At 46.3% G+C, this 26,840-nt stretch carries 22 protein-coding genes; 10 read left to right on the plus strand and 12 right to left on the minus strand.

The window, feature by feature from the left end:
- The coding region (locus tag QUB66_RS24180; protein ID WP_442923479.1) for a hypothetical protein at positions 1-180 on the minus strand (180 nt) is incomplete at its 3' end.
- Positions 181-203: 23 nt separating this feature from the next.
- Complete coding sequence (locus tag QUB66_RS24185; RefSeq protein ID WP_265234630.1) at positions 204-569, minus strand: response regulator transcription factor; 366 nt, start codon at positions 567-569, stop codon at positions 204-206.
- Positions 570-583: 14 nt separating this feature from the next.
- On the opposite strand from QUB66_RS24185, the gene QUB66_RS24190 reads away from it, so the two are divergent.
- Positions 584-763 carry a hypothetical protein gene (locus tag QUB66_RS24190; protein ID WP_332969992.1) on the plus strand — a complete coding sequence of 60 codons (180 nt, stop codon included), beginning with the start codon at positions 584-586 and terminating at the stop codon, positions 761-763.
- A gap of 207 nt (positions 764-970) precedes the next feature.
- Here the strand turns inward: QUB66_RS24190 and QUB66_RS24195 are convergent, their stop codons facing one another.
- Together QUB66_RS24195 and QUB66_RS24200 are read right to left on the minus strand one after the other, a co-directional pair.
- A complete protein-coding gene (locus QUB66_RS24195) occupies positions 971-3,346 on the minus strand; it encodes an amylo-alpha-1,6-glucosidase (protein WP_265234628.1) in 2,376 nt (791 codons plus the stop codon).
- Between the two features lie 462 nt (positions 3,347-3,808).
- A complete protein-coding gene (locus QUB66_RS24200; protein ID WP_321161584.1) occupies positions 3,809-4,969 on the minus strand; it encodes a glycosyltransferase family 4 protein in 1,161 nt (386 codons plus the stop codon).
- A 473-nt stretch (positions 4,970-5,442) separates the two neighbouring features.
- Here QUB66_RS24200 and QUB66_RS24205 point away from each other — a divergent pair, with 473 nt between their 5' ends.
- Complete coding sequence (locus QUB66_RS24205; RefSeq protein ID WP_332969993.1) at positions 5,443-5,736, plus strand: hypothetical protein; 294 nt, start codon at positions 5,443-5,445, stop codon at positions 5,734-5,736.
- 17 nt (positions 5,737-5,753) lie between these two features.
- Here QUB66_RS24205 and QUB66_RS24210 read toward each other — a convergent pair whose 3' ends face one another.
- On the minus strand, positions 5,754-5,963 hold the full coding sequence (locus tag QUB66_RS24210; protein WP_265234626.1) for a hypothetical protein: 210 nt from the start codon (positions 5,961-5,963) through the stop codon (positions 5,754-5,756).
- A 68-nt stretch (positions 5,964-6,031) separates the two neighbouring features.
- On the opposite strand from QUB66_RS24210, the gene QUB66_RS24215 reads away from it, so the two are divergent.
- Positions 6,032-6,766, plus strand: a complete 735-nt coding sequence (locus QUB66_RS24215; RefSeq protein WP_265234625.1) for a phosphoadenylyl-sulfate reductase — start codon at positions 6,032-6,034, stop codon at positions 6,764-6,766.
- A gap of 107 nt (positions 6,767-6,873) precedes the next feature.
- On the opposite strand, the gene QUB66_RS24220 is transcribed toward QUB66_RS24215, so the two are convergent.
- Positions 6,874-7,146 carry a hypothetical protein gene (locus QUB66_RS24220; protein WP_265234624.1) on the minus strand — a complete coding sequence of 91 codons (273 nt, stop codon included), beginning with the start codon at positions 7,144-7,146 and terminating at the stop codon, positions 6,874-6,876.
- Here QUB66_RS24220 and QUB66_RS24225 point away from each other — a divergent pair.
- The gene (locus QUB66_RS24225; RefSeq protein WP_265234623.1) at positions 7,115-8,071 is read left to right on the plus strand and encodes a class II fructose-bisphosphate aldolase; all 957 of its coding nucleotides are present in this window, start codon (positions 7,115-7,117) and stop codon (positions 8,069-8,071) included. The genes QUB66_RS24220 and QUB66_RS24225 overlap by 32 nt on opposite strands.
- A gap of 56 nt (positions 8,072-8,127) precedes the next feature.
- On the opposite strand, the gene QUB66_RS24230 is transcribed toward QUB66_RS24225, so the two are convergent.
- The gene (locus QUB66_RS24230; RefSeq protein ID WP_332969994.1) at positions 8,128-8,997 is read right to left on the minus strand and encodes a Uma2 family endonuclease; all 870 of its coding nucleotides are present in this window, start codon (positions 8,995-8,997) and stop codon (positions 8,128-8,130) included.
- Positions 8,998-9,196: 199 nt separating this feature from the next.
- On the opposite strand from QUB66_RS24230, the gene QUB66_RS24235 reads away from it, so the two are divergent.
- Positions 9,197-11,404, plus strand: a complete 2,208-nt coding sequence (locus tag QUB66_RS24235) for a Tex family protein (RefSeq protein WP_332969995.1) — start codon at positions 9,197-9,199, stop codon at positions 11,402-11,404.
- A gap of 118 nt (positions 11,405-11,522) precedes the next feature.
- Here QUB66_RS24235 and QUB66_RS24240 read toward each other — a convergent pair whose 3' ends face one another.
- The 3 genes from QUB66_RS24240 to QUB66_RS24250 form a co-directional block, all read right to left on the minus strand.
- Positions 11,523-12,641 carry an SGNH/GDSL hydrolase family protein gene (locus QUB66_RS24240; protein WP_265234621.1) on the minus strand — a complete coding sequence of 373 codons (1,119 nt, stop codon included), beginning with the start codon at positions 12,639-12,641 and terminating at the stop codon, positions 11,523-11,525.
- 16 nt (positions 12,642-12,657) lie between these two features.
- Complete coding sequence (locus tag QUB66_RS24245; RefSeq protein WP_332969996.1) at positions 12,658-14,037, minus strand: MBOAT family O-acyltransferase; 1,380 nt, start codon at positions 14,035-14,037, stop codon at positions 12,658-12,660.
- A gap of 613 nt (positions 14,038-14,650) precedes the next feature.
- The gene (locus QUB66_RS24250; protein WP_265234619.1) at positions 14,651-15,730 is read right to left on the minus strand and encodes a PIN/TRAM domain-containing protein; all 1,080 of its coding nucleotides are present in this window, start codon (positions 15,728-15,730) and stop codon (positions 14,651-14,653) included.
- Between the two features lie 373 nt (positions 15,731-16,103).
- Between QUB66_RS24250 and hemW the strand changes: the two genes are divergently transcribed.
- From hemW to QUB66_RS24270, 4 genes are all read left to right on the plus strand, one after another.
- On the plus strand, positions 16,104-17,471 hold the full coding sequence (hemW, locus tag QUB66_RS24255) for a radical SAM family heme chaperone HemW (RefSeq protein WP_265234618.1): 1,368 nt from the start codon (positions 16,104-16,106) through the stop codon (positions 17,469-17,471).
- A 226-nt stretch (positions 17,472-17,697) separates the two neighbouring features.
- Positions 17,698-17,958, plus strand: coding sequence for a hypothetical protein (locus QUB66_RS24260; protein WP_265234616.1), 261 nt, complete (start codon positions 17,698-17,700; stop codon positions 17,956-17,958).
- A gap of 115 nt (positions 17,959-18,073) precedes the next feature.
- Complete coding sequence (locus tag QUB66_RS24265; protein ID WP_332969997.1) at positions 18,074-18,346, plus strand: DUF1830 domain-containing protein; 273 nt, start codon at positions 18,074-18,076, stop codon at positions 18,344-18,346.
- A gap of 257 nt (positions 18,347-18,603) precedes the next feature.
- Positions 18,604-20,157: an FAD-binding oxidoreductase gene (locus QUB66_RS24270; RefSeq protein WP_332969998.1), complete on the plus strand. Its 1,554-nt coding sequence runs from the start codon at positions 18,604-18,606 to the stop codon at positions 20,155-20,157.
- Positions 20,158-20,436: 279 nt separating this feature from the next.
- Here the strand turns inward: QUB66_RS24270 and QUB66_RS24275 are convergent, their stop codons facing one another.
- The gene (locus tag QUB66_RS24275) at positions 20,437-21,306 is read right to left on the minus strand and encodes a lipid kinase (protein ID WP_265234613.1); all 870 of its coding nucleotides are present in this window, start codon (positions 21,304-21,306) and stop codon (positions 20,437-20,439) included.
- Between the two features lie 216 nt (positions 21,307-21,522).
- Between QUB66_RS24275 and QUB66_RS24280 the strand changes: the two genes are divergently transcribed.
- Entirely contained in the window at positions 21,523-22,902 is a 1,380-nt protein-coding gene (locus tag QUB66_RS24280; protein WP_332969999.1) for a HEAT repeat domain-containing protein, read from the plus strand.
- Positions 22,903-23,198: 296 nt separating this feature from the next.
- On the opposite strand, the gene QUB66_RS24285 is transcribed toward QUB66_RS24280, so the two are convergent.
- Positions 23,199-26,597 (minus strand): sensor histidine kinase, encoded by a 3,399-nt coding sequence (locus QUB66_RS24285; protein WP_332970000.1) that lies wholly within the window; start codon positions 26,595-26,597, stop codon positions 23,199-23,201.
- Positions 26,598-26,840: the final 243 nt, after the last annotated feature.

Raw genomic sequence — 26,840 nt, forward strand, 5'->3', positions numbered from 1 at the left:
CCCAATTCCCAATTCCCAATTCCCAATTCCCAATTCCCAATTCCCAATTCCCAATTCCCAATTCCCAATTCCCAATTCCCAATTCCCAATTCCCAATTCCCAATTCCCAATTCCCAATTCCCAATTCCCAATTCCCAATTCCCAATTCCCAATTCCCAATTCCCAATTCCCAATTCCCACTCTTGAGAAGAGATATATTTTGTTTACGCTGAAAGCAAGCGCTGTACGATATTGACGAGTTGCTGAGGTTCAAAGGGTTTGCTGACGTAAGCATCTGCGCCTAAATCGGTTCCCCAGGCTTTGTCGATATCAGTGTTTTTATGAGTACAAAATACTACTGGTAAGTGTGCAGTTGCGCGATCGCCCCGCAATTCTCTGATCACTTCAAATCCGTTCATACGTGGCATCACTACGTCTAAAACGACCAGAGCCGGGGGCACTTTTCGGATCAGGGCGATCGCTTCTTCGCCGTCGCCAGCCCGGATCACCTGCATTCCAGCATTTTGAAGAATGCGGCAGATGATTTCCAGTTCGCTGGGAACGTCGTCCACTACTAAAATTTTTGACATAATTCCACACTTCCTTGCTGTTATTGACTGCTGACAATCTTGATTCAGAAGCTTGTGGTGCGATGGCTTTTGCCCCGCTTCCCTACGGCTGTTTGACTGCGCCACGCCAGCAAACAAATAAATGCACTTCTAAATATAATATAGCCGATCGCATGGCCCAAGGGAAGAGGGAAGTTAGACAACGGATTGTATAACGGATTTAGCCGATTTTTTATGAGGGTGCATAGAATTAGATCCCCCCTAGCATAGCTTAATAAGGGGGGGACAAGATTGCGATCAAAGTCCCCCTTTTTAAGGGGGATTTAGGGGGATCGAGATATGTGCAACTTCACATTAAATTGATATTAGCCGATTTTGAGGAGATTGAAAATTGGGAATTTCTAATTCCCAATTTCTTCAATTTAAGCTTCGATAATTACTCGTAAATTACCGCGTTTTTTCATCACCCGACAAGCGGTTGAAGAACCCGATCGCTCAAATTCCAGATCCAGCAAAGTTGAGCCGATCCTTAAGTTGTTTAGCGACAATTTATTAATGGATTCTGGCAAGGCTGGATCGATAATTCGCAGTTGGTTGTTAGGGGCATCAGGAACTAGATTTAACATCATTTGCAAGAGTTGAAAAATACTGCCGGTTGCCCAAGCTTGGGGCGAGCAAGCTACAGGATACTGCACGGGGCGATCGCTCTCGCTGTTGCGCTCGTAGCCGCAAAAAAGTTCGGGGGGACGCTCGTAGGGTTGCAGCAATGTCATGTCAAATAAGCCTTGAGCTACTTCTAGGGCTTGTTCGACGCGGCCTAGCGATCGCAATCCCATAGCTGTTAAAGCGTTGTCGTGTGGCCAGACTGAGCCTGTGTGGTAGCCGATGGGGTTGTAGGCGGGAGATTTTGAGGATAGGGTGCGAATTCCCCAACCGCTAAACATATCTGGAGCTTGCAATCTTTCTGCTACGCTGCGAGCTTTTTCTCGCGACAAAATGCCGAGGTGCAAACAGTGTCCGGGATTAGATGAAATGCTGTCTGCGGGTTTGCCTTCGCCGTCTAATGCTAGGGCGCAATAACCTAAGTCTTCGATCCAAAAATCACGGTTGAATCGGGTTTTCAGGTCTTTTGCTTCTTCTTCCCAGCGATCGACTAAATCGATGCGTTTCTTGATGCGGGCAATCCCTGCCAGCCTGGTTTTGGCAGCGTAAACATAGGCTTGGACTTCGCAAAGGGCGATCGATCCTTCTGCCATTACGCCGTCGCGGTTGACGATGCAATCCCCTGAATCTTTCCAGCCTTGATTTGCTAAGCCGCGCTGGGATTTTTTGTAATAGCTAAGGTAGCCTGTTGCGGCACATTTGCGATCGATCCATTCCATCGCTGCCAAGGCATTTGGCCACAAAAGATCTAAAGTTTGGCTGTCGTAAGTCCAGGCATAATATTCAGCGTAAAGCATCAACCACAGCGGCGTTGCATCCACTGTTCCATAATAGGGAGTGTGGGGGATTTCCTGACAGCGAGCCATTTCTCCCATGCGAATTTCGTGCAATATTTTGCCCGGTTCTTCGTCGCGCCAATCATCGTCATTTTTGCCTTGATAGTGAGCTAAAGTTGTCAGGGTTTCTCGGGCTAAAGTTGGATCGAGAATTAAGATCTGAGAAGCAGCGATGATCGAGTCGCGGCCGAATAATGTTGAAAACCAGGGAACTCCGGCTGAAATTGCTTTGCCTTTACCAAAGGTTTGCCGCAGGGAATAAATGTCTTGTTCGGCACATTTGAGAAGTCGGTTAAAGGTGTTTTCCCCCGATTTGATTCGGGTAATTTCGCTCAGCCATTCTCGCTCTTCTAAAAGTTCTGCTGCTTTGGCTTGAGTTAAAGTTGCGGGAGTGCTGACTTGGGAGATGGATTTGCCGTCTATCAGCATTTTGAGCCGATATCCCAATTTGATTGTTTGGTGGGATTCTAGGGAGATGCCCCACACTGCTGTGTTTCCCTGAAGCATTGCTGGCGGTTGGCTGTAAAACTCGATGCGAGATTCCATCACCAAACCGTCTAAACCTTGGTAGGCAAGGGTTAAATTGTCTTGGAGGTGGCAGGATGGATATTGGGCGATCGCCGATCGATCGATCGGGTTTGTTTCTGATGCCGAAATTGGCAAATTTGGGTTTTCGGCTGCCTGATTTTCGTCGCTATTGGCGTTCTCGTTAGCGAGAAGGGCTGGTTTTTCGGCTGTAGAACCCTGGGATAATCCGTTGGTTTTTTCGAGTACCGGGCGCAGGATTGTGCCGCGCTTGGAGCGCCCGTAACCCCGGACTTCAAATAAGTCTAAGAAATCTGAGTTGAAGCTGAGACTGATTTCAAAGCTTACTGGTTTTGTGGTGAAGTTGGTGATTTCTATTTCTTCAAACAAACCGCCGTTGAGCACCATTTCTCGCTTGATGCCTATGGTTTCGGCGCGGATGCGATCGTCAATGCAGGGATTTGAACACAACACTGTTTGCAGGTAGCCTTTTTCGGTATTGCTGCTGAGCAAAATTGGCGATCGCCCTTCGATTTGCAATTCTAGGCGGCTGAGGAAGCGCGTGTCGTGGCAAAACAATCCGAGGCTGGCCACGCTGTCGTCTTTTAAGCAGCCTGAGATGTTGCCGAGGGTGTCGGTAATCAGAAATAAATCGTCGTCTTTGAGGGTGAGTGTTGGTTGAGGTCGATCGGCGATCGCGCAAGGCCACTCAGTTATAGGTGCCTCGGCAGCGGCGACAAATATTTTTCCTTCTAGTTCATATGTATCAATCATTGTTACTAAAAGTGGCTTCCCATCTTTTCAAAAGTTTAACTTTCTAGATCTTTTGACTCTTGACTTTTGACATTACATTTAAATATGAACCGCCCTGATGTAATACTTCACTCTTGGCATCATACCATTTTTTTCGCCTGCTGCCAACTAACAGTTAAATTAATCAAATAAATTTAATTTTTCTCCTAATCCCCCCAAAAATTGAAGCGATTAGGAGAAAATCAGCAGAATATCTACTCAACTAATATTGCTGTTTTCAATCAAATGAAATTCTGTATGGACACGCCACTGCCATGTACTTATTACTGCTGCTGAGAGTTTGATCCTGGCTTTACCACAACTAAAATCACAATTAAACTCAGGTAAAAACCGGGCTTTTTAGTAAAAAACCCAGCTTTTTAAATGTTGTACGTAAATTTTGAATGACTAAAGCCGCCGTGCGTTTAACTTGTCCTCGCGCAGCTATCTGCTGTGCAGTTCTAATTCTGTCAAATGATGCGCATGACCGTTTTGGGAAAAGCGCTCTTTTAAAATTTGTCGGTAAACTGCTTCATAGCCATCGACCATTGTTTTAACGCTGAAGTGATCGACTGCGTGTTGGCGGCAAGCGCTGCGATCTAGTTGCCGGGAAGGTTCGATAGCAGCTATACATTCTGCCACGCTTTCGCACAGAAAACCTGTTTTTCCGTGAACAATTACTTCTGGAGTCGAGCCTAATTTCATGGCAATCACGGGCGTTCCCGTTACCATTGACTCAATCATAACTAACCCGAAAGGTTCGCGCCAAGTAATGGGAAATAATGTCGCTACTGCACCGCCCATCAGCACGCTTTTTTGAGCGTGGTTGGCTTCGCCTAAATATTCTATTTGTTCGCCGTCGATGTGCGGCTTGATTTCTTGCTCGAAATATTCGCGATCGACAACATCAACTTTGCCTGCCATCTTTAAATGCCAGCCGGAAGCCTTAGCAATTTGTATGGCTAAATGCGCCCCTTTTTCCGATGAAATTCGACCGAGAAAAGCTAAATAAGGAGGATTGTCCGGCTGCGGGTGAAATTCGTAGGTTCCCGGATCGATGCCGTTATAGACTGTGGCGACGCAGTTTAGATTTAATCTATCTTCTCGCTGAGAGTTGGAAATGCTTACATAGGGCTGAGTGCGGGCCAAGCTAAACATCTTCTCGTTGTCTGGGGTAAAAATGCCGTGGAGGGTGTGAACTGTGGGCGTTTTTACTAAGTGCGAGTAAGACAAAGCTGCGCAGCCTACGTGGGAGTGAATGATGTCGAATTCTCCGGCTTTTCCATATACTTTGCTCAGTTGCATCATATCGTAAATGCCGTATTCTTTAACAGTGGAATCTAGACGCAACGCTCTGGGGTGAACTGATTCTAAATTAGCCGAAGTAATTGAATCGCCGGAGGCAAATAAGGTGACTTCATGTCCCCTTCTGACTAATTCTTCAGTCAAGAGGCTGACCACCAGTTCAATTCCTCCGTAAGCTGGGGGCGGAACTCGCTCGAATAGGGGGGCAATTTGGGCAATTCTCATCACAAACCTTCTAGTTTTATCTACTGTAAAATTTGCTACGCGAGACAGGGTTGTTGCCGTAGGTAGTGTTGGCAATGTCTCTTCATTTTCGAGTTGTTGTCGCGTACAATTAAATTTAATAACAATTTACCAATTTAGTCTATGCTACCTGGGAGGGAGATTGTCAGGTCGGGCGATCGCCCTTTTGTCCTTCGCTTTTGAAAGCGCGCTAGCTACTACGGCACGGACAAGCTGAATTGACTTCTGCCGAAAGAGAGAATAACACGCAACGCCAGCTAGTTTTCCCAGTGGTGCCTTCCCTTCAAATCGAAAATTGTGTAAAATATTACAATCACAGGAGCTATGCGCGGGCGATCGAATCAACCTGGTTTTTCAATTATGAGCGATCGCGCACTCGCGAGAGATTTTTGTCAAAAAAAACCGATTAATTCGTGCAATAATAATAGAGGAAATTATAGCATTTCAAAAAAAAAATGCAACCCCAGGAAAGCTCCTAACCCTTATGTCATAAGTCATTCCCAAATCGACAATTTCAAATGGTATAACCTATGGCATACAGTAATTTCACAACCATAGCCAAAGTTAGAAAATCGTTTAATTTAACAGTAGAGGAACCCTTAAATTTGTTTGCGGATATCCCAGAATTGCCGGCAAGTTCCTATTTGCAAACAACCTTAAATGAAAATGTGTCTTTAGCCACTGCAATTAATACCGAAAAGGCTCGCGCCGAATTAATTATCGCACCTATTTTATTAGAAGTCAGGCGCCAATTTAATTTTCAAGTAGGTTTTTTCTCCGGCTCAGAATTCAATGTTGATGTAGCAGTCGGTTTAAATGGGTAAGCTGTCGCGCATTTAAATTACATATTCGGTACGGCGTCGGAGCAACGTACCACAAGAGTGTTTGATTGATTTTTCACACACAATTTAAATGTAGAACAGCTTAGTCCAATTTTCCCCGGTAGAGGAGTTTTGGGTTGACCCAAATTGCGACAAACGGGCGATCGCCATTCTTGAGTTCGATCGTGGGCCCAGCCGAAAAGACTGTCGCAAGATGCAGTAAAATTCATCTGTGAGATAGATACTGCGATCGGCTATAATCGAGGGTTAGAGAAAAGAACACCGATCGCGCGAAAATATGGTTGCCATCCAGAGAAATCTCAACATTGCCACCCTAGAAGCAGAATACAGTCAAAAAACACCGCGAGAAATTATCAAATTTGCCCTAGACAATTTTGACAATATCTCAATTTCTTTCAGCGGTGCCGAAGATGTAGTTCTGATTGATATGGCATCAAAAATTACGAAAAACTTCCGCGTTTTTACGCTAGACACCGGACGATTGCACTCAGAAACCTATCAGTTTTTGGATCAAGTCAGAAAACATTACGGCATTAAACTAGAAGTAATGTTTCCCGATGCAGCAGAAGTACAAGCCCTAGTAGAAGAAAAGGGATTGTTTAGTTTTTATCAAGACGGTCACAAAGAATGCTGTGGTGTGCGAAAAGTCAAGCCGCTTCGCCGCAAACTGAATACTCTCGATGCTTGGATTACCGGTCAGCGCAAAGACCAAAGTCCCAGTACCCGCAACGGTATTCCGGTGATTGAAGTTGACGGTGGATTCTCAACTCCGGATCATGAGTTAATTAAATTTAACCCCTTGGCAAACTGGTCTTCGGCAGAGGTTTGGGATTACATTCGCGCTTTGGATGTGCCTTACAACAAGCTGCATGAACGCGGTTTTGTCAGCATTGGTTGCGAACCTTGTACGAAACCAGTATTGCCAAACCAACACGAACGCGAAGGTCGTTGGTGGTGGGAAGAATCGACAATGAAAGAGTGCGGTTTGCACGCTGGTAATGCACAAAAATAGTAAATGAATTCGTAGGTGTGCAGCGCGCACATTACCAAAGAATTCGCATACAAAGTGTAGCTAAATGTAGGATGCGTCAGGGGGAGAATTATTGGTTTTTTGTCAAGTTATTCAGCCCTGACGCACCCAACAATAACTATTGTATAAGGTGCGTCGCTGTGAGATTGTCGATGTTTGTTTAGGGATTGTCGATAGCGACGCACCCTACGGATTCCTTCTTCCTTCTTCCTTCTTCCTTCTTCCTTCTTCCTTCTTCCTTCTTCCTTCTTCCTTCTTCCTTCTTCCTTCTTTCTTCTTCCTTCTTCCTTCTTCCTTCTTCCTTCTGAAAATTTTTTATGCCAGGTACTTATGCTCGCCTCAACTAGCGAATTGCTGAACACGGCCCGGAGAAATGCTTATGCGATCGGCGCTTTTAATGTGTACAACCTCGAAGGAGTAAAAGCCGTGATTGATGCCGCTGAAGCGCTGCAAAGTCCTGCGATGCTGCAACTTCACCCCAGCGCGCTTAAGTACGGAAAATCGCCTTTAGTCGCGCTTTGCATGGAAGCAGCACGGAAGTCTTTAGTGCCGATCGCAGTACACTTAGATCACAGCACCTCAGAAAAGGACATTCACCTCGCCCTCGCCGCCGGCATCAAGTCAATCATGGCAGACGGTTCTCCTTTGTCCTACGAACAAAACTTAATATTTACGCGCGAAATGACTACATTATCGCACGCTAACGGTGCGGTAGTTGAAGCGGAAATCGGCAGAATTAGCGGCACGGAGGATGGTTTGACAATTGAAGAAAAAGCCGCAAAGATGACCGATCCAGTTGAAGCTGTAGAGTTTATTGCAGCAACTAAGGTGGATTTTTTAGCGGTAACAATTGGCAACGTTCACGGTAAATATTTCAGCGAACCAAAACTCGATTTTCCGCGTTTGGCAAAAATTCGTGCTTCAGTTTCGGTGCCGTTAGTGTTGCACGGTGCTAGCGGTTTGCCGGAATCAATGATTAATCAATCTATTAAATTAGGTGTGTCTAAGTTTAATGTAAATACGGAAGTTCGCGATGCTTATATGGATGTTTTGAAAACTAGCAGTTCTTTGTCTGACCCGGATTTGTTGGAAGTGATGCAAAAGGCGATCGATGCTATGCGATCGGTGATTTCTGGCAAACTACAACTTTTTGGTTCTGCGGGTAAAGCTTATTTGCATCAGTCGCCTTATGCGGACGAATTGACCGCAAATAGTGCCAGTAATAAACAAGAAAACCGGGCGGTTGAAACCGCTGCTATACACACAAAACCCACCTTCGCGGGTTAAAATTACGTTATCTTCTTCAGTCCACGGAGGTGGACTTCGTTTGTGTAGACGCGGTTTCAACCGCCGTCTTGTCTGTTTAAAAATCGATCGGGATCGATGCCAGATTCCCGCAGCCGCTGAATTACAGACTGCAATTGAGATTCCGCTGACTCAGCCCTAGATTCCGCTGACTCGGCCCGCTGCCGTTGCTGTTCCGCCTCAGTCAGAATCCAATTGCCATCAACATCATACCAGCGTAACCACAGGCGATCGATTCCCTGAAACTCCCCTTGCCACAAACCCAACCCCAAACTTAGGTCAGCAATCCACACTCGCGAGTCAGACAATTCTAATTCTTGATAGCGTCCGGCATTCAATGCAAACACTCGCAACCTGTTAGTATAGCGGCTGAAAACAGCATAAACAGGAACCCGCAAAATTTGCTCGTAAACCTCCCATTTACTCGGCGGTTTATCATTTATTTCAGGCTGTAAAACTTGCCCGTTAGTGGTAACATTCGACTGGGTTGGCAACCTTTCCTCATCGATATTTGCACCTAAATCTTCTTTTTCTGTTCCCGGCGAAAGCAGTTCCACGATTACAAAAGGATTCACGCCTTCCTGCCAAGTAACGTAACTCATCCGTAGTTCGGATCGATTGTAAAGTCGGGGAACTCCCACCACTCCAAACCAATCCGGGCGCTTGTGCCACAGAGTGTGCTGCACGTCATAATACAGGTTCATGTCGGTGCCGCTAAATATCTCCGAAGCCTGATAATTCGGAGGGCGAAACGCCAGGGTTAATAACTGCGGCTGCAAATCGTGAAATTCGTCAGGCAAACCAGGTTCCTCCGGGTCTTCGCTAGGCAAATCGTACATTGTCGGTAGCGTTTCTCTGGGCGATCGCGGCGGATCGCTTTGCGGCACTGGATATCTAAAAGGCAACATATAATATTGAGAAAAGACTGCATTTATGCTAACATCATTGTAACAGTGCTATGATCACAGATAAAACTCTCTCTCAAAGTCTTATTCATCTCATTTCCTCCTCTGTGTCCTCTGCGCCTCTGCGGTTCATTTCCCTCTTAATTAGCGCAACTCATAAATAATTGAGTAACCGCCAGCAATTGACTCTAAAATTTGCACTATGCTCAACATTCCTCAACTGATTGCTCAAGAACTTTCCATCAATCTCTCCCAAGTCAATAATGCTCTGGAACTTTTCGCCGAGGGCGCAACTATTCCGTTTATTGCCCGCTACCGCAAAGAACGTACCGATTCACTAAACGAAATTCATTTGCGGGATATCTCCGATCGCTTTACCTATTTGACGGAAATCGAAGACCGCAAAAAGTCAATTTTAGATACGATCGCCTCCCAGGACAAACTCACGGCAGAATTGCAAGCGAAAATTGAGTCTTGCTTGCAAAAAAATGAACTCGAAGACCTTTATCTGCCTTACAAACCGAAGCGGCGGACGCGGGCGACAATTGCTAGAGAAAAAGGTTTGGAACCGCTGGCAATTTTTATTAAGTGTCTGAACTTGCCAACGGCTCAACCTGCCGATATCGCAGCGGAAGCTAACAAATATGTATCGGAAGAAAAGGGCGTAAAAACTGCTGAAGAGGCTCTTAAAGGTGCTGGGGATATTTTGGCGGAGGCGGTTTCAGAACAAGCTGAATACCGAGCTTATTTGCGAGATTTTTTGATGAAAACTGGGGTTTTTGTCTCGAAAATTAAAGAGGATTTCCCGGAAGGAAGCACTAAATTTGAAATGTACCGCAATTACCAAGTTGCTGCGAAAAATGTTCAGTCGCACAATATGTTAGCGCTGTTTCGCGGGGAAACGGAGGGGGTTTTAGATTTAGATTTAGCCTTTGATGAGTCGGCGGTGATGGCTTATTTGGAGTCTCAGGAAATTAGAACTAAGATAGCAGCAGTTAAGGAGTTTTATCGATCGACCTTGAAGGATGCTTTCAACCGACTGATGAAGACTTCGCTGATTACGGAAGTGCGATCGCACAACAAAGCCATCGCTGACATCGAGTCCATCGCTACCTTTGAAACCAACCTCCGCGAGTTGCTGCTGTCGGCGCCGGCGGGAATGAAACCCACATTGGCGATCGATCCGGGATTTCGCACCGGGTGCAAAGTTTCCGCCCTCGACGAAACTGGGCAGTTTTTGGAATATCAAGCAATTTTCCCGCACCAGGCGGTCGGTCAAAGACAGCAAGCTGGTAAAATTGTCAAGCATTTGCTGGAAAAATATAAAATTGAATTAATTGCGATCGGCAACGGTACAGCTTCCCGCGAAACAGACGAGTTTGTGTCGGAAGTTTTAGCAGATATGGACAGAAAACCGATTAAAGTCATGGTGAACGAATCCGGCGCATCGATTTATTCAGCGAGTGATGTGGCGATCGCCGAATTTCCAGACCTCGACATCACCGTCCGCGGCGCAGTCAGCATCGGACGGCGCTTGCAAGACCCTTTAGCCGAACTTGTGAAAATTGACCCGAAATCCATCGGAGTCGGTCAATACCAGCACGACGTTGACCAAAAACTGCTCAAAAAGAAACTCGACGAAACAGTCGAAAGCTGCGTTAACTATGTCGGAGTTGACTTAAACACAGCCTCGAAAGAACTGCTGACTTTTGTATCGGGAATGACAGCAACAGTTGCCAAAAATATTGTTAATTACCGCAACGAAAACGGCGCGTTTAAAAATCGTCGCCAACTGCTAAAAGTTCCAAAACTCGGCCCGAAAGCTTTTGAACAAGCAGCCGGATTTCTCCGCATTCGTGGCGGCGAAAACCCCCTGGACAATACAGCAGTTCATCCCGAAAGTTATCCGGTTGTGCAGGCGATCGCCAAAGATTTAAGTTTGCCGCTGACCGAAATAACACAAATATCGGAAAAAGTCAAGACTGTAGATATTAAAAAATATGTGACAGAAAAAGTCGGAGAACCGACACTCCGAGACATTATTTCGGAACTAGAAAAGCCGGGAAGAGACCCGCGGGCTGAGTTTAAATATGCCACTTTCCAAGCCGGAATTAACGAAATCTCTGACTTGCTAGTTGGGATGGAATTGGAAGGCATCATCACTAATGTAGCTAACTTTGGAGCGTTTGTTGATGTGGGAGTCCACCAAGATGGTTTGGTTCATGTTTCTCAATTAGCCGATCGCTTCGTGGACGATCCAAACCAGATTGTCAAAGTCGGACAAGTTGTGAAAGTGCGGGTTTTGGAGGTTAATGAGAAGTTAAAGCGGGTTAGTTTGACCATGAAGCTGCAAGAAAAACCGCAACCGCAAAAGAGCGATATTCGGCTTCCGACCCCGCGCCGACGCTAAAACTAGGGTTCGTAGTGCGGACTTCAGTCCGCAACATGAAAGCGGACTAAAGTCCGCACTACAAATCATTTTTGTTATAGCGATCGACCGGACATGATATCAACACTAAAGACAGATTTTATCGAGCTTTTTCAGATTTGCTAAGGAGCCCGAACAAGTCTTCTGCAACAGCTTGATTGCCGTCTTTGTCAAGGTGGACACTATCAAACTTAATGTACATCGGAGCAGAACGACCTTCTTTTTGGGCAATTTCCGCCCTACCGCGGCGGACTGGTTCAGTAGCATCGAGATAGCGCACACCCAGTGACTGACTAATTTCCCCCAGTCGCTTCCCCGCGTCAATAGTCAACCGATTTTTGGGCACTTGCTGCTCATTGTCAGAAAACCCGTCAAAAGCCATAAAACGAGCCGGCAAATAAAGTACAACCAACGATCGACCGTCAGCAGCAATCGAGTCCCGGAGTACACTCAAATCTGTTTCAAACTGCTTCCAAGCGCGTTCAGGGAGATCTGGAGGCAGATTAGCCTGCTTCCAGCCAGAGGCTAGCGTTGCGCCCAAAGGAACTTCCGGCTTGATGTTGTTATTGGATAAACCCAACAAATACAAGCCTTTTTGGGAGTTGATTCTGAGCCAGGAAGGAGAAGCTAAGACGCGAGTAACTTGTTTTAATCCGTTTTTCAAATTTTCCAGTTTGGATTCAGGGGCAGGCTCTAGATAGGGGTTTTTCGGTACAGCTTTGTCCTCCCGGCGAAACCACGTCATCGATACCATGTTGTTGTCTACTGCTAGCACTACTACATCTGGTTTGTAGGCAGACCACTGGTTGCGATAAACATAGTTAATTTCTTTGAGGGTAACACCTTCTATCGCGCTGTTGAGATAGGTTGCCTTGGCACCATTTTTCTGGAAAACAGTTGCTAGTTGAGCTGGCCAAGTATCTTCTGCTGCAATCCCAGTCCCAAATGTTGTGGAATCCCCCATGCCGAGAATTCGCACTTCGCCGGGAGCTTTCTGGATGGGCAGCAGCGGGCCGCGATTTCCCGCACTGCTCATGGCGATGGGATGGCCGCCTGTAAATTCGCGATCGAACACGTTATTCGCGTACTCAGGAGCAATAACTTGCAGAACTCCTTCCAATAATAAAGCTGCTAACAATAGCTTTGACAAGTCTATTGAAGTGCGGCGAAATGCGGTTTTTACATGAGAAAGTGCCTGGTCATTAAATATCTGGAGCATAACTTATCAATCCGAATTAGAACTGGAAGTAAATGAAATTTGAACTTGAGGCACCCGCGAAGGTAAACATCAGCGCAATTGCGATCGCCCAAGCAATCCACTTGAGCAAATTTGGGTGCATCTGAGCCCAGCTCATCCACCGTTGCTTCACATCCGCCCATTCAACTAGCAAAACTAAGCCCAGGTATAACAGCGGGCGATAGTCAATAGGTATCCGGCCGTCAGCAAAGGTAAATATCCGCCCCAATACCGCACCAGCACTGTTCAAATCAGGCGATCGGAAGAGTACCCAAGAAATAGAAATTAGACAAAAGGTAAACAGCCAGCGAATTAAATAACTCGCTTTCGACTTGGGCGCCGACGCGAGTCCAAACACTCGTTCCATTGAGAGCATTGCCCCTTGCAAACCCCCCCAAACAACCCAGTTCCATCCAGCACCGTGCCAGAGACCTCCCAGCAGCATTGTGATCGTCAGGTTGACATAAGTACGGAGTTTGCCCTGCCGGTTGCCACCGAGGGGAATGTAAAGGTAATCGCGCAGCCAAGTTGACAGTGAAATGTGCCAGCGGCGCCAGAAATCAGTAATGCTGTAGGCCAAATAAGGTCTGTCAAAATTTGGTGGCAGTTCAATTCCCAATAGGCGAGAAGACCCGATCGCAATATCTGAATAACCAGAAAAGTCGCAGTAGACTTGAACTGCAAAGGCGAAGGTACCCAATAACAGCCCCAGCCCGGAAACACTTTCAGGCGCGCTAAAAGCCTCGCTGGCAATGGGTGCCATCGGGTCAGCTATAAAAACTTTTTTCAGCATCCCCCAGATGATTTGGGCAATGCCGCTGCGAATCCGAACCCAATCTATCGATGCCCGACACGCCAACTGCGGAACGAGATCGTCTGCACGAATGATCGGCCCAGCCACAAGATGAGGGAAAAAAATAACGTACAGTGCTATGTCCAGAAGTGACTTGTCAGCCGGTGTAATGCGCTTGTAAACATCGACTACGTAGCTGATCGTCTCGAAGGTGTAAAAAGAAATGCCCAGAGGCAATAGCAGATTCAGTTGAGGCCAAGGATGAAATCCTAACAGGGAGTAAGCCGAATCCGAAAAGAAGTTTGCGTACTTGAACAAACACAGAGTGCTTAAAACTACAACTAGAAAACTAATTAACGCAGTAGTTCTGTCTCTATTTTTAGTTGATGAGTCGATAATGCGAGCTGTTATATAGGCTAGCAGGGTATAGCCAACCATTAGCAGTGAGTACGGTACGCTCCACACCCAATAAAAGCAGTAGCTAGCCAATAACAAAAACCAACGTCGGTATTGCGGTGTCAGCAAGTAATAGACATACACCACCACGACCAAAAAGACCAAAAATAATGTGGAGTTAAACAACATTTTTTGAAATTTGAAATTTTAGCGATCGCTAAATGAATCGTATCTAGAGAGATACCAGTTGTCAATGATCGGAACATTTTTTTTCGTAACAAACCGCAAAGACGCGAACGTGCAGGGTCAGATCGAAAAGTATAAAACTTTACGATTGATTGAGAATTGCTATCGATCGTGATCAGAATGTTCGGTAACATTTTTAAAAGAGCGGACTGCGGTGGAAACCGCCCAAGGGTGAAATGATGTCCGAGGGAGGGACTCAGGAAGAGAACGTAATTTATGTGTTAATCAAGAAAGAGTTAATAGTGTTTTTGCCGAAATACAGATAGGCTATGGGTGCTTCCTCGTTTCTAAATATTGATATTATTGAACCGCGAAGACGCGAAGCACGCGAAGCAAGAGAAAAGAAGAAAAAGAAGAAGCTGATTATTTTTCCTTGCTGGCTTTCCAAGTGCCGCCGTAGAAGTAAAAAGGATTGTTTTTACTTACCGATTCCCAACAGTTAAGACACAAAAAAAACACTGCCCCGACTCGTCATACCGGGCGCGGTAGAGAGTCGAGGCAGATTGGAACGATCGCAAAATTTAATCCTAATTTCCCTAGCCATTGTCTGCGAGTTTCAAGCAATAGCGGACTCTTGAGGGCGGGCGAAAATCATGCGGCCTGCGCTGGTTTGCAGGGCGCTGGTGACTACCACTCGTGCTTCGGCACCGACGTAACTGCTACCTGCTTCTACGACAACCATTGTGCCATCATCCAAGTAACCGATGCCCTGAGAGGGTTCTTTGCCTTCTTTGCGGATTTTTAGTTCGATCGTATCTCCGGGCAAATAAGTCGGGCGAACCGCATGAGTCAAATCGTTGATATTCAAAACCGGTAGTTTTTGGACGGTAGCTACTTTCGATAAGTTGTAATCGTTGGTGAGCAAAACGCCGTCTATCTCCAAAGCGAAGCGGACTAATTTAGCATCGACTGTGGCTATATCTTCGTAGTCAGCCGAGTGAATTTGAATCCGTTCTGGATATGTTTCTTTGATGCGGTTGAGAATATCTAACCCGCGTCGCCCGCGCACTCGCTTTTGATCGTTGGCAGAATCAGCTACCAGTTGCAATTCTTGCAGGACGAACTGTGGGATAATAATTTGACCTTCAAGGAAACCTGTTTCTAGTAGGTTTTCAATCCGACCATCAATAATGCAGCTTGTATCGACAACTTTGGCAGCGGCTGGTTTGAAAGTGCCTTCGGCTACCAACACCGTGTCTAAGCTTTTGGGGTTGATCAGTCGCAAGAAAGCGCGGCCGTGAGTGTCGGTTAAGCTAACACCTGTGAAGCCGAACATGACGCTTCCCAAGACTGCGACTAGAGGTTTGATGAAGCCGAATTCGCGGGGGATTGGCAGCAGGAACAGCGGAGCCAGCATTAAGTTCGCGACTAGCAGTCCGATGATTAAGCCGATCGCCCGCGTCAGCAGCATCTCCACCGGCATATCGCGGACTTGTTTTTCCAAGCGTCGATAGGTTGTTTGAGCCACTAATCCCATCACGAAGCCGATTAATGCTCCAAACGAACCTAGTACAGAACTTAAACCTTGTATATTTGTAACTTGCTCCAGCAGATTGCTCGGCAGGAGTTCGACTCCGTAATAGCCGATGCCTCCGCCTGCGATTATGAATGAGATAATTATGATTGCGTCTAGCATTAGTTCTAGGTTAATGAATTTGTTTACATTATATCTTTACAGTGCTGATAGTTTTTTCCTAGTTGCGATCGGATATCGCTATATTTACTTAGAGATTTTCATTAATTTATATTTCGCGCTTGTACCATTTGAGGGATCTGCGATAGAGCCTTCGGGCATTCAGCGCGCCCGATTAGCTCTGATAAATTGGTACCAACGGCCCAGAGAGCGGTCAATTCGGGAATTACTGCTACTCAAAACCGATTGCGGTTAAACTGGAAAAGCTCATCCGTGACATTGTGCTTTTATTAAAAATTCGTCATAATATACATAATTATTTATGACAGTTTAATTAAAATTTTAGATTTGAACTGGCAAGTTGGGCTAAAAAGTAATGGACAATACCACAGATTATTTAACATTTGAATTTAAAAAAAGTGTGCAAGCAGTAAATTGGGGGACTCCCAGTTCGGCTTACCTGCACATACCTTTTTGTCGCCGTCGCTGTTACTACTGCGATTTTCCGGTTTTTGTGGTGGGCGATCGCAAAAATGGCGAAAATTCCGGCACAATCGTGCAATACGTTGCCGCACTGTGTCAAGAAATTCAAGAAACTGAAAATTTCGGCGCGTCTCTGAAGACAGTTTTTTTTGGTGGCGGCACGCCTTCACTGCTTTCTGTTGGTCAATTGAGCCAGATTTTAGAGACTCTCGACGAAAAATTTGGGATTGATGCTGGGGCGGAAATTTCTATAGAAATAGACCCTGGTACTTTTACTTTAGAACAGTTGCGGGGATATGCAGCGGCGGGAGTAAATCGAATTAGTTTGGGAGTGCAAGCTTTTCAGGATGAATTGCTGCAAGCTTGCGGGCGATCGCACTCGGTGGCCGAAATTTTTGAAGCAGTAGAAATAGTGCGATCGGCTGGGATTGTTAATTTCAGTTTAGACCTAATTTCGGGATTGCCGCACCAAACTTTAGAACAGTGGGAAACTTCCCTAAAATCGGCAGTAGAAATTTGCCCGACTCATCTGTCGAGTTACGACTTAATTGTGGAACAGGGAACAGCTTTCGGGCGGTACTTTGAAGCAGGCGCGCAGCCGTTACCAGCAGATGAAACCGCTGCTGAAATGTACCGTTTGGCGCGCTCAATTTTGACTGGGGCTGGCTACGAACATTACGAAATTTCTAATTACGCTAAGCCCGGTTATCAGTGTCGCCACAACCGCGTTTATTGGGAAAATCGCCCTTATTACGGTTTGGGAATGGGGGCGGCTAGTTACGTACAAGGCCGCAGGGTGACAAGGCCTCGCAAAACTCAAGAATATTATCAGTGGGTGCGATCGATCTCTGCCGTCAATTCTCCAGCTACCCCAAAACTTAGTGGGGAAACCCAGCCAGATATTAAGCGAGAAATTGAGCAAAATTTTCAAGTCTCAGAAAATGACATTTTGTTGGAAACGCTGATGCTAGGTTTGCGTTTAGCAGCAGGAGTTAGCCTGTCGGCGCTGACTGAAAAGTTTACTCAGCAAACGGTTGATAAAATTTGGCGTTGTTTGCAGCCCTATTGGCGACAAGGATGGGTGGAAATTGTGACGGTGGATGGGGCGATTCCCTACGGGATAGATCCGCTTCACGCAATTTTAGGCGAGGCCGGGAAACTGCCACTTTCGGGCAATTTGAGGTTGAGCGATCCCGAAGGTTTTTTATTTTCTAATACAATTTTAGCCGATTTGTTCAGCAAGTTAGGTGAGGATAATTAGCTCTGTCTGAGGAAGTATATCCCCAGCAAGCGCGATCGGCCCTAAAGCCGGGGCCGCCAATACCACCGAAAGGAAATTCAATTGCTCCCTAGCTTGATCCTGTCAAAAATAATATATTTTCTATCGATCCCTACACAAAACTTAAAGGCGAACTAAGCCTTGAGATAGAGGCCACGACTGCACTCCAGCCGTCATACTTAAGACTGAACATTTAAAAAGTAATTTAATGAACACTTTAACTATCGAGCGCAACCAAACCCAAAACCAGCCCTGCCTTGTAATTAGCGATCGCGTTGGCAATCTGGCTTCCAAGTGTAATTTTTGCGGTCACTACCAACAGGCAAGAGGTTCAGTCGGTCACTGTCAATTGTTGAACGCACCTGTGAGGGGAGGATGGAAATCTTGCACTTTAGCAATGCCTGCTTTTGCACCTTCTTGGGAATACGTGGAAGGCGCTGATATTTCCACGGCGAAATTGATTAATTAACCCAAACAATGTAAAAAAAAAATGTATAAAAAATTGTGTTTTAACTGGGAATATGCTATATTTATTCTAGGTTCGTCGCCGATCGATCGCACAATTTCACAAACAACTTAAAAATATGAATTTGACACTAAATGAGGTAATTTGCGAAGGTGATACGCGCATTTTGTGTTGGTATCTGAATAATACCAGCAAAGTACAAATTGCTCGGATCACAAATATACCTAATTGGTATTTTGAGCGGACGGTATTTCCGGGGGAACGTTTTTTGTTTGAAGCATTACCAGAAGCTCAGTTAGAAGTTTGCAGGTGTGCGGAGACGGGTGCTATTGTGTGCGAGCGAATTTTGTGCGATCGGCTGCGAGTTGAAGAATTAAGCACGGCTGATTGAAGATAATTTCCCAGACTTACCAACGAGAGGTAGAAACCCGGTTTTTTTTCAGAAACCGGGTTTTTGGGTGTGATGATAAAAACTTAATCTTGCACGCACACCTCAGAAACCCGGTTTCTTCGTCTATTTCTCGTTACGAAGCCCAAAACTCGTAGAAACCGGGTTTCTTGCCCCATGCGCATCAGCCCTGAGACTGTCCGAAATGTTGATCTAAGTTAAATTATATAAAATCCACCACTGTTTAATACTAAAACCTGATGTCCCTCACCGAAAAAATCCTCTCCCAAGTGCCGGGAGATGCCCTTGGAGGCCTGCGAAAGGTCGATCGACTCTGGGAAAACCTCAAACAAAACACCGCACCAGCACCCCAAGCCGTCAAACACAGCCAACAACCCCTAGAAACCCTCGATTTCGACATAGTTATCAGCGGCGGAACCCTAGGAATATTAATCGGTACAGCCTTAGCCGTGCGGGGTTGGCGAGTCGCCTTACTCGAACGCGGCATCCTGCGAGGGCGCGAACAAGAATGGAACATTTCTCGCAAAGAATTAGACGCATTCCTCGAACTAAATTTGCTGACGGCTGCTGAGATAGATAAAGCAATAGCCACCGAATACAACCCAGCCCGAATCAGCTTTACCAACACCCCCGACATCTGGGTGCGCGACGTACTCAACATCGGAATCGATCCAGTTTACCTCCTCGAAACCCTCAAACAAAAATTTATCCAAGCCGGAGGCAAACTATTTGAAAATACACCATTTAAAATAGCAACAATTCACCCCAACGGAGTTCTCGTAGAATCTGAAAATACCGAAAACAATTTATTTGCAACTCGATTATTATTAGATGCAATGGGACATTTTTCGCCCATTGTCCGCCAAGCCCGACAAGGCAAAAAACCCGACGCAGTATGTTTAGTAGTCGGCAGTTGCGCCCAAGGATACCCCAACAATGAGACTGGCGACATATTTGCATCCTTCACCCCAATGCAAAATCAATGCCAATACTTTTGGGAAGCATTTCCCGCCAGAGATGGGCGGACTACTTACTTATTTACCTACATAGACGCTGACACAGAAAGATTCAGTTTAGAAACATTATTTGAAGAATATTTGCGCTTGCTTCCCGAATATCAAAACGTCGAACTCGAACAGTTAAAATTCCAAAGAGCACTCTACGGATTCTTTCCCTGCTACCGCCAAAGCCCTCTAAAAATGCCTTGGAATCGGATACTTCCAGTTGGAGATAGCAGTGGTAGCCAATCGCCCCTCAGCTTCGGTGGTTTCGGGGCAATGGTGCGCCACCTCAAACGATTAACTTTCGGAATTGACGAAGCTTTGAAAAGCGAAAGTCTTGACAAAAATTCCCTGGCACTTTTGCAACCGTACCAGCCGAATTTATCTGTCACCTGGTTGTTTCAGCGTTCGATGAGTGCTGCGATGAATCAAAAAATAGATCCCAATCAAATCAATCAACTTTTGGCTACTGTCTTTCAGGTAATGGAAGAGTTGGGAGAACCAGTGCTCAAACCATTTCTTCAGGATATCGTGCTGTTTCCGGCTTTGTCAAAAACTTTGTTTAAAACAGCAATTAGCCATCCTGAATTAGTTTTGAAAATTATCCCGCAGGTGGGAATAGCTAATTTACTTGATTGGATGGTTCATTATGTTAATCTAGGGATTTATACGGGATTGCAGCCTTTGGGGAAAGCGGTAGAACCGCAGGTGAAAAATTTAGGTGTGGAACAGCAATATTATTTTCACCGATTAGTTGAAGCGTGGGAATACGGCGCTGGAGGGGATTATTAATTCTCAGTAATTTGATTTTTAGAAGACTGGGCGGTTGAAACCGCGTCTATACAGACAAAACCCGGATGGTGCGCGGGTTGAAGAAGCGGCGGTTAAAATTCAATACGGTTCACTTAAGACTGTTGGGTCTATCAAACCATGTGAAAAATATATACTGCGATTGCTAACACGCGGACGTTCTCTTCGGACAAAAAAGCGTTAAGTGAACGGCTTATTCCACAAGAAAATTAATTTTTTGTGGAACGGGCATCTTGCCCGTCCCTAATAAGCTGTTGTGAGTTATGCAGGAGCGATAACTGCTAAAGCTTGGGGAATTACTCGGAATTTTGCAGGTGTGTGAGTTGTGATTTCACCGTCGGTATTAATCCGACGGCGCTTGCTAGTATTAATCTCGATTTCTTGAGCGTGCAAGGCGCGAACGTTTGGCCAACTGCTATGATTTCCTTGTCTCATCGCTGGCAGCAAAGCAATGATTTCCCACCAATGTTGTGTTTCTAAACTGTACAAATCTAGTCGTCTGTCGTCGATTGTGGCATCTTCGGCAACTGTCATGCCACCGCCGTAATAGCGACCGTTGCCAATGGCAATCTGAATTGTTTTAACATAAAAACATTGGTTATTTACCTTAATTTCTGCTCTGAATGGTCGCGATTTCAAAATTGTTTGTAAAGCAGTAATCGCATAAGCTAAAATCCCCCAGCGCTGCTTCACATCTTTAGTCAACCGCTGGGTAATTTGCACGCTCAATCCCAAACTTGCCACATTAAAAAAATGCTGTCCGTTTACCCAACCTAAGTCTATGAGGCGAACTTTACCTCTGGCAATTACTTGGCAAGCTGCGGATAAATCTGTAGGGATTTCGAGAGTGCGGGCTAAATCGTTAGCAGTTCCCATTGGCAAAATACCGAGGGGCAATTTAGTGTCGATTAAACCTTCGATGGCGCAGTTTAGTGTGCCGTCGCCACCGCCGATGATGACTAATTCGACTTGATTTTTGTAGCGCCGAATTGTGTCGGAAAGTTCGTCGGGGTGGTTGGTAGATTCTACAATTAACTCAAAGCCTAGTGATTGTAATTTTATAGTGGCTTGAGATAATGATTTTTGCCCTTTTCGGGAGTGCTGGTTTACTAAAAGTAGAGCTTTTTTCATCTGGTAATTTCAAATTGGGGATATTGAGCGTTTTAAATTACGAAAAGTATAGCTTGATTGCTTAACTGTATGAAATTAATGCTTGATTTCCATTTTGCCAGTTATGATGGATTGACAAAAATGTCAAAAAATGGATAATTTTAGCAGAATATAGCTGAAAAGTATTTTTCATTCTCAGCTAGCTGTCATCTACCTTCTTGAAGCTAAATTAAAATTATGTCTAATATTGTAGAACAAGCGCAAGCTGCTGCCGATCGCCAAAACTGGCCTCTTTTAGTCGAATGCTTGCAGCAAGTGACAGCCAAGGGCAGCCAACAGCCGGAACAACATATTTTAGAGCAAGCTGTCAGTTTAGCAATCGCAGCCTTAGAATTGGGGGATTTTCAAGACCGCTGGGAAATTGCTAAAGTATTGCCTAATCTGGGAAATGGCGCGATCGCACCTTTAATCGCCCTGCTCGAAGACGAAGACGCAGACACCGAGCCCCGGTGGTTTGCCGCCCGCATCCTCGGAAAGTTCGATCGCCCGGAAGTGATACCAGCTTTAGTAAAATTAATCGAAAATTCCGATGAAGAATTGAGCCAAATTGCGGCGGAAACCCTCGCGAATTTCGGCACGACAGCCATAGAATCCCTAGCAACTCTCTTACAGCAGGAAGACTCGCGACAGTTTGCCACAGCAGCCCTCGCCCAAATTCGCCGCCCCGAAATTATCGCACCGTTGTTGAGTGTCGTCAAAGATTCTCAAGTTGCGGTGCGGGTGGCTGCAATCGAGGCGCTGAGTAGTTTTCACGACTCCCGCATTCCGCCGATACTGGTAGGTGCGCTCACAGATGTGGCGACATCAGTCCGAAAAGAAGCGGTGCGAGCTCTGGGAGTTCGTGCTTATTTAGATGCAGAATTGGATTTAGTTAAGTTGCTTAAACCTTTGCTTTGGGATATTCGATTAGAAGTTTGTCAGGAAGCGGCGATCGCGATCGGGCGGCTGAAAACCGATGCAGCAGCGGCTGCTTTATTTGAATTGCTGCGATCGCCCACAACTCCGGTGCAATTGCAAATCGAAACTGTGCGCGCCCTAGGCTGGATTGAAACGCCAGCCAGTTTAGGATATTTGCAAACTGCGCTGATTGGGCGATCGGCTATTAACGCAAATTTTGGCGAATTGACAAATACCAATCAATTGTTAACTACTGACGAAAATCTACAAAACTATAACATTGAATCTGCTGTTTGTCAAGAGGTTGTCACTGTTTTAGGGCGAGTAGAAAAGCCGGAATTAAAAGCCAAAGCTGCTGAAATTGCGATCGATTTACTTGAAAGTAATCATCCCGCCGTGCAGTCCGTGGAAATTAAACAATCTTTAGCTTTAGCGTTAGGGCAATTAGGAGATATGAGAGCGCTAGATGTGCTAATTCAACTGTTGGCAGATGCTGACAACAGCGTCAGGCTGCATAGTTTATCAGCTCTCAAACAGCTAGATACTGGTAAAGTTAGGCAGAAATTAGCCGGTTTAGTTAAGCAAGAGAGTCTCGAACCGGGATTGAAACAGGGAATTGCGATCGCCCTGCAAGAATGGCAGTTGACAGTTGACAGTTGACAGTTGACAGTTAACAGTTGACAGTTGACAGTTAACAGTTAACAGTTGACAGTTGACAGTTGACAGTTGACAAAAAAGTTGACAGTTAACAGTTGACAGTTGACAAAAAAGTTGACAAAAAAAGTCCGAGGATTGAAGCAATGAATAGTCTGATTTTAATTTCTCCCTCAAATGTTTCCGGCTTTAAACCAATTTTTTCTGGTAATTTCAACCGGAAACTCTTCAACCCGCGTCGGCGGGTTTTGTATTTGTAGACGCGAATTCCATTCGCCGTCTGATCTTCGTTTATGTCAACTTCACCTTTGCTCAATTGGCAATCGCACCCCGAAAGTCGAGCCGAGTCCAGGGCCGGGACTTTCTGCCCAGACAGTTCCACCGTGGAGTTCCACGAGATGGCGGACGATCGCCAATCCGAGTCCCAGCCCGCCGTAATGGCGCGTAGAACTGCTGTCAGCTTGGCGGAAGCGATCGAACACAAACGGCAAAAACTCCTTGCTGATGCCAATTCCCGTATCGCTAAAGGCGATCGCCAGAGAGTGAACCGGAGACATAGACAACATAGCGCTATCGGGCGATCGCGGTTCCCCCTCTTCCGAGAGCCTGATTTCCACGCGCCCCCCCGGCGGCGTAAACTTAATCGCATTCGAGAGCAAATTCCACACCACCTGCTGCAAACGAATAGCATCGCCCCTCAAAATTCTCACCCCTTCGCCGTAAAAACTCACCAATTCAACTCCACCAGCTTCAGCATCAGGACTCAGCGTCTTCACTGCCGTTTCTAGAATCGGCACCAAATCCACCGGGCGCAGCTTCAAACACACTTTACCGCTCACAATCCGGGAAACGTCCAGCAAATCCTCAATCATCTGAGTCTGCAACCGCGCGTTTCGCTCAATAGTCTCCAAACCCACAGCCATTTTTTCGGCACTCAACTGGCGCTGCCGCAGTATTTGGGCCCAGCCCAAAATCGCGTTCAAAGGTGTCCGCAACTCGTGAGAAAGCGTTGCCAAAAACTCGTCTTTAATCCGATTGGCTTCCGCCACTTCCCGGTAAAGCAGCGCATTATCGATCGCCACCGCCACATCCCGCGCCAAATCCGAGAGCAAAACCAAATCGCCGTGCTCGCAGCGGCGGCCGGACTCTCCGCACAGCAGCGAAATCGCTCCCAGAGTCCGCCCGCGAGCGATCAGTGGCACGCAGATTGCTGATAGCGGGGCTTGCGATCGCAGCACGAACAGCAGATCCCTGTCTGGTACAATGGCCTCGATCGCCCAATCCGGTATTTCTGAGTAAAGCTTCGACTCGCCAGTCCGCAGCACCTTGGCTACTCCGTGTCGTCCATCGGGGTCTACGGGCATTCGGCGGTCGATTTGCCACAATAGAGCCACTTTGCTCGGATCACTGTGAGCAACTGCTTGCAAGCGGATCGAGCCGTCAGCTTCGATTAAGTGCACGCAGCACCAATCTCCCAGCCCTGGCACTGCTAAATCTGCCAAACCTTGCAGCGCTTCCTGGTAATCGAGGGAAGCCGAGGACAGTAAAGCTAAGGATCGGGCGCGGAAATCGGCTGTTTGGGCCGATCGCTGGCGATCGTCAATATCTGTACAAGTCCCGAACCACTTGACGATGTTCCCAAGAGCGTCCCGCACCGGCACTGCCCGACCCAGATGCCAGCGGTAAGCCCCGTCAGATGACCGTTTAAAGCGGTATTCCACCTCATAAGTCCCCCCGGTCTGCACCGAGTAATTCCAGCGTTCTAGGCAATTTTCCAGGTCATCTGGATGCAAAACTGGCTGCCACCCCCAGCCTTGAGTTTCCTCTAGTGTCAAGGCCGTGTATTCAAACCAGCGTTGGTTATAGTAGTCAACCCAGCCGTCGGGCAAAGCAGTCCAAACTATTTGCGGGATGGCTTCAGCGAGGACGCGGTAAAGATGTTCGCTGGCTTCGGCTTCGCGGCGGGCGGTTTGTTCCCGCGCTAAGGCTAGATTCCGCTGTTCTTCGGCTAGTTTGCGATCGCTGATGTCGCTAATCACACCGATCCATTTCCAGGGATGGCCTTGTTTGTCAAGCACTGCTTTTCCCCGATCGATCCAGTGGAGCAAGCCGCCGCCCTGGCACTGCACGCGGTATTCCTGAAAAAATGGGGTAGCAGAACGGTTTGACGCGCTTAAATAGCGATCGACCGCAGCCTCGACTCGATCGCGATCTTCCGAATGCAAGATACTGTTCCAAGCTGCTCTCGTCCTGGGAAATCCACCTTTTTCGTACTCCAAATGTTCATCTACGTGACCGAACCACAGCACAATACCAGTCTCGATATCCCATTCGTAAATCAAATCGCTGGCACTTTCAGCAGCAATCCTAAACCGCTCTTCAGACTGTCGCAGCACTTCCATAAACTTAAAGTGTTCCGTCACGTCCAAAACCAGACACAGCATCGATATTAACTGTCCAGAATCGCTGTAAAAAGCCGAATTGTACCACTCGCAATGCACCAGCGCACCCGACTTATCATAATTGCTATTGTGAACAACATTGCACGGAGCCTGTTGGTTTTTTAAACTATCAATTGCCAATTGTACATCTTCAACATCGCCGTTTGAAATAAAGTTCCATTCGCTAAAATGCTTGCCTAAAACTTCTGTCGCCTTCCAGCCAAAAATCTTCTCGGCAGCCGGAGACCACCCGCTGAGTCGAAAATTTTCATCCCACTCTATCACTGCTAAAGGCGTATTTTCAAAATGAGAAGTCAGTTTTTGTAGCGCGTCGCGCAGGGATGCTTCTACTTGCTTGCGCCTAGTAATATCGCTAAAAGAAATAGCAATACCGTCGCCCAATTTAACAGTCATAATCCGAAACCAGCCGACAATGCCTTCGCTGTTGTAAGAAATCTCGGTATCGAGGGGAATTCCTGTTTCTACAACTTGCACGTAACGATCGAACAAACCGCTCTCTTGATGACCAGGCAGCACTTGCAGCAATCGGTTGCCGGTTAATTCTTCAGGAGTGCTCTGCTGAATTTTTGCCGCTGCGGGATTGACGTATTCCCATTCAAAATCCACAATTGTGGAGCCGTCGCGAATGCTGCGGAACACGTTAAATCCGTCTAGAGATAATTCCTGAAAAGCCCGAAAGCGTTCTTCGCTTGATTGCAGCTTTCGGGCAGTTTCAAGTGATAATTCCTCGACTCGCTGGCGCTGCGCTATTTCTGCGAGCAATTGCTGGTTAATTTGCTGGAGTTCGGTGGTGGGGGAGGCGGCGGGATTTTTAATGGTAGAGTTGGCTTGCGGTCGATCGACCTTTGCACTTCCCAGCGCTGTATTTGCTGCTAATTGTGTCGCCCCAGCCGCAGCCAACACTTGAGAAAGCGATGGCATCAGTTCCGCGACAGCCCACAAAGAGATGATAGCGGTAATGGCGGCGATCGAACTTGAGAGCAAGTAGCTGGGATGCACCAGCATCCAAACTTGCATCAGGTGAGTTGTCCCGCCGCAGAAAAACCACGCTCCCAATAGGATAAACCCTTTGCTCAAAAGCACATCATGCTGCTTCCGGGCAAAGTAGTATATCAGCATCGCTGGAATTGAATAATAGGACAAGGCAATTAACAAATCGCTGACCGCGTGCAGTCCCATTAGCTGAGGTTGCCACTCTTCCAATCCATCTTGGGGAATAAATTTGTAGTTAAATGACATAATCTTTAGAGATAATTGCAGCATTTCGCCTTTCCTGTGCGATCGATCCTACTTGCACTTGTCTTGCTGACCCGCCAATTCCTAGTTTATACAAAAACCAACAGAAAATAACAGTGATTTTAGGTAGAGGATGAAAGTTCATCGGAGGTTTCATTCAGGCGGCAATATTCGGACACTTATTGACAACAATAGGAATAGCGAGGTACTATAAGAGTCAAAGATGTCCCATAAGAAATGCTATTT

The organism is Microcoleus sp. A2-C3 (assembly GCF_036706065.1).
In the GTDB taxonomy this organism is placed as follows: Bacteria; Cyanobacteriota; Cyanobacteriia; order Cyanobacteriales; family Microcoleaceae; genus Microcoleus.

What these genes read in the sequence shown, in the direction of transcription:
- QUB66_RS24185 (WP_265234630.1), bottom strand. Translation starts at nt 569, where the DNA reads ATGTCAAAAATTTTAGTAGTGGACGACGTTCCCAGCGAACTGGAAATC.
- QUB66_RS24195 (WP_265234628.1), bottom strand. Translation starts at nt 3,346, where the DNA reads ATGATTGATACATATGAACTAGAAGGAAAAATATTTGTCGCCGCTGCC.
- QUB66_RS24205 (WP_332969993.1), top strand. Translation starts at nt 5,443, where the DNA reads ATGGCATACAGTAATTTCACAACCATAGCCAAAGTTAGAAAATCGTTT.
- QUB66_RS24210 (WP_265234626.1), bottom strand. Translation starts at nt 5,963, where the DNA reads ATGAATTTTACTGCATCTTGCGACAGTCTTTTCGGCTGGGCCCACGAT.
- QUB66_RS24215 (WP_265234625.1), top strand. Translation starts at nt 6,032, where the DNA reads ATGGTTGCCATCCAGAGAAATCTCAACATTGCCACCCTAGAAGCAGAA.
- QUB66_RS24225 (WP_265234623.1), top strand. Translation starts at nt 7,115, where the DNA reads ATGCTCGCCTCAACTAGCGAATTGCTGAACACGGCCCGGAGAAATGCT.
- QUB66_RS24230 (WP_332969994.1), bottom strand. Translation starts at nt 8,997, where the DNA reads ATGTTGCCTTTTAGATATCCAGTGCCGCAAAGCGATCCGCCGCGATCG.
- QUB66_RS24235 (WP_332969995.1), top strand. Translation starts at nt 9,197, where the DNA reads ATGCTCAACATTCCTCAACTGATTGCTCAAGAACTTTCCATCAATCTC.
- QUB66_RS24240 (WP_265234621.1), bottom strand. Translation starts at nt 12,641, where the DNA reads ATGCTCCAGATATTTAATGACCAGGCACTTTCTCATGTAAAAACCGCA.
- QUB66_RS24245 (WP_332969996.1), bottom strand. Translation starts at nt 14,037, where the DNA reads ATGTTGTTTAACTCCACATTATTTTTGGTCTTTTTGGTCGTGGTGGTG.
- QUB66_RS24250 (WP_265234619.1), bottom strand. Translation starts at nt 15,730, where the DNA reads ATGCTAGACGCAATCATAATTATCTCATTCATAATCGCAGGCGGAGGC.
- hemW (WP_265234618.1), top strand. Translation starts at nt 16,104, where the DNA reads ATGGACAATACCACAGATTATTTAACATTTGAATTTAAAAAAAGTGTG.
- QUB66_RS24260 (WP_265234616.1), top strand. Translation starts at nt 17,698, where the DNA reads ATGAACACTTTAACTATCGAGCGCAACCAAACCCAAAACCAGCCCTGC.
- QUB66_RS24265 (WP_332969997.1), top strand. Translation starts at nt 18,074, where the DNA reads ATGAATTTGACACTAAATGAGGTAATTTGCGAAGGTGATACGCGCATT.
- QUB66_RS24270 (WP_332969998.1), top strand. Translation starts at nt 18,604, where the DNA reads ATGTCCCTCACCGAAAAAATCCTCTCCCAAGTGCCGGGAGATGCCCTT.
- QUB66_RS24275 (WP_265234613.1), bottom strand. Translation starts at nt 21,306, where the DNA reads ATGAAAAAAGCTCTACTTTTAGTAAACCAGCACTCCCGAAAAGGGCAA.
- QUB66_RS24280 (WP_332969999.1), top strand. Translation starts at nt 21,523, where the DNA reads ATGTCTAATATTGTAGAACAAGCGCAAGCTGCTGCCGATCGCCAAAAC.
- QUB66_RS24285 (WP_332970000.1), bottom strand. Translation starts at nt 26,597, where the DNA reads ATGTCATTTAACTACAAATTTATTCCCCAAGATGGATTGGAAGAGTGG.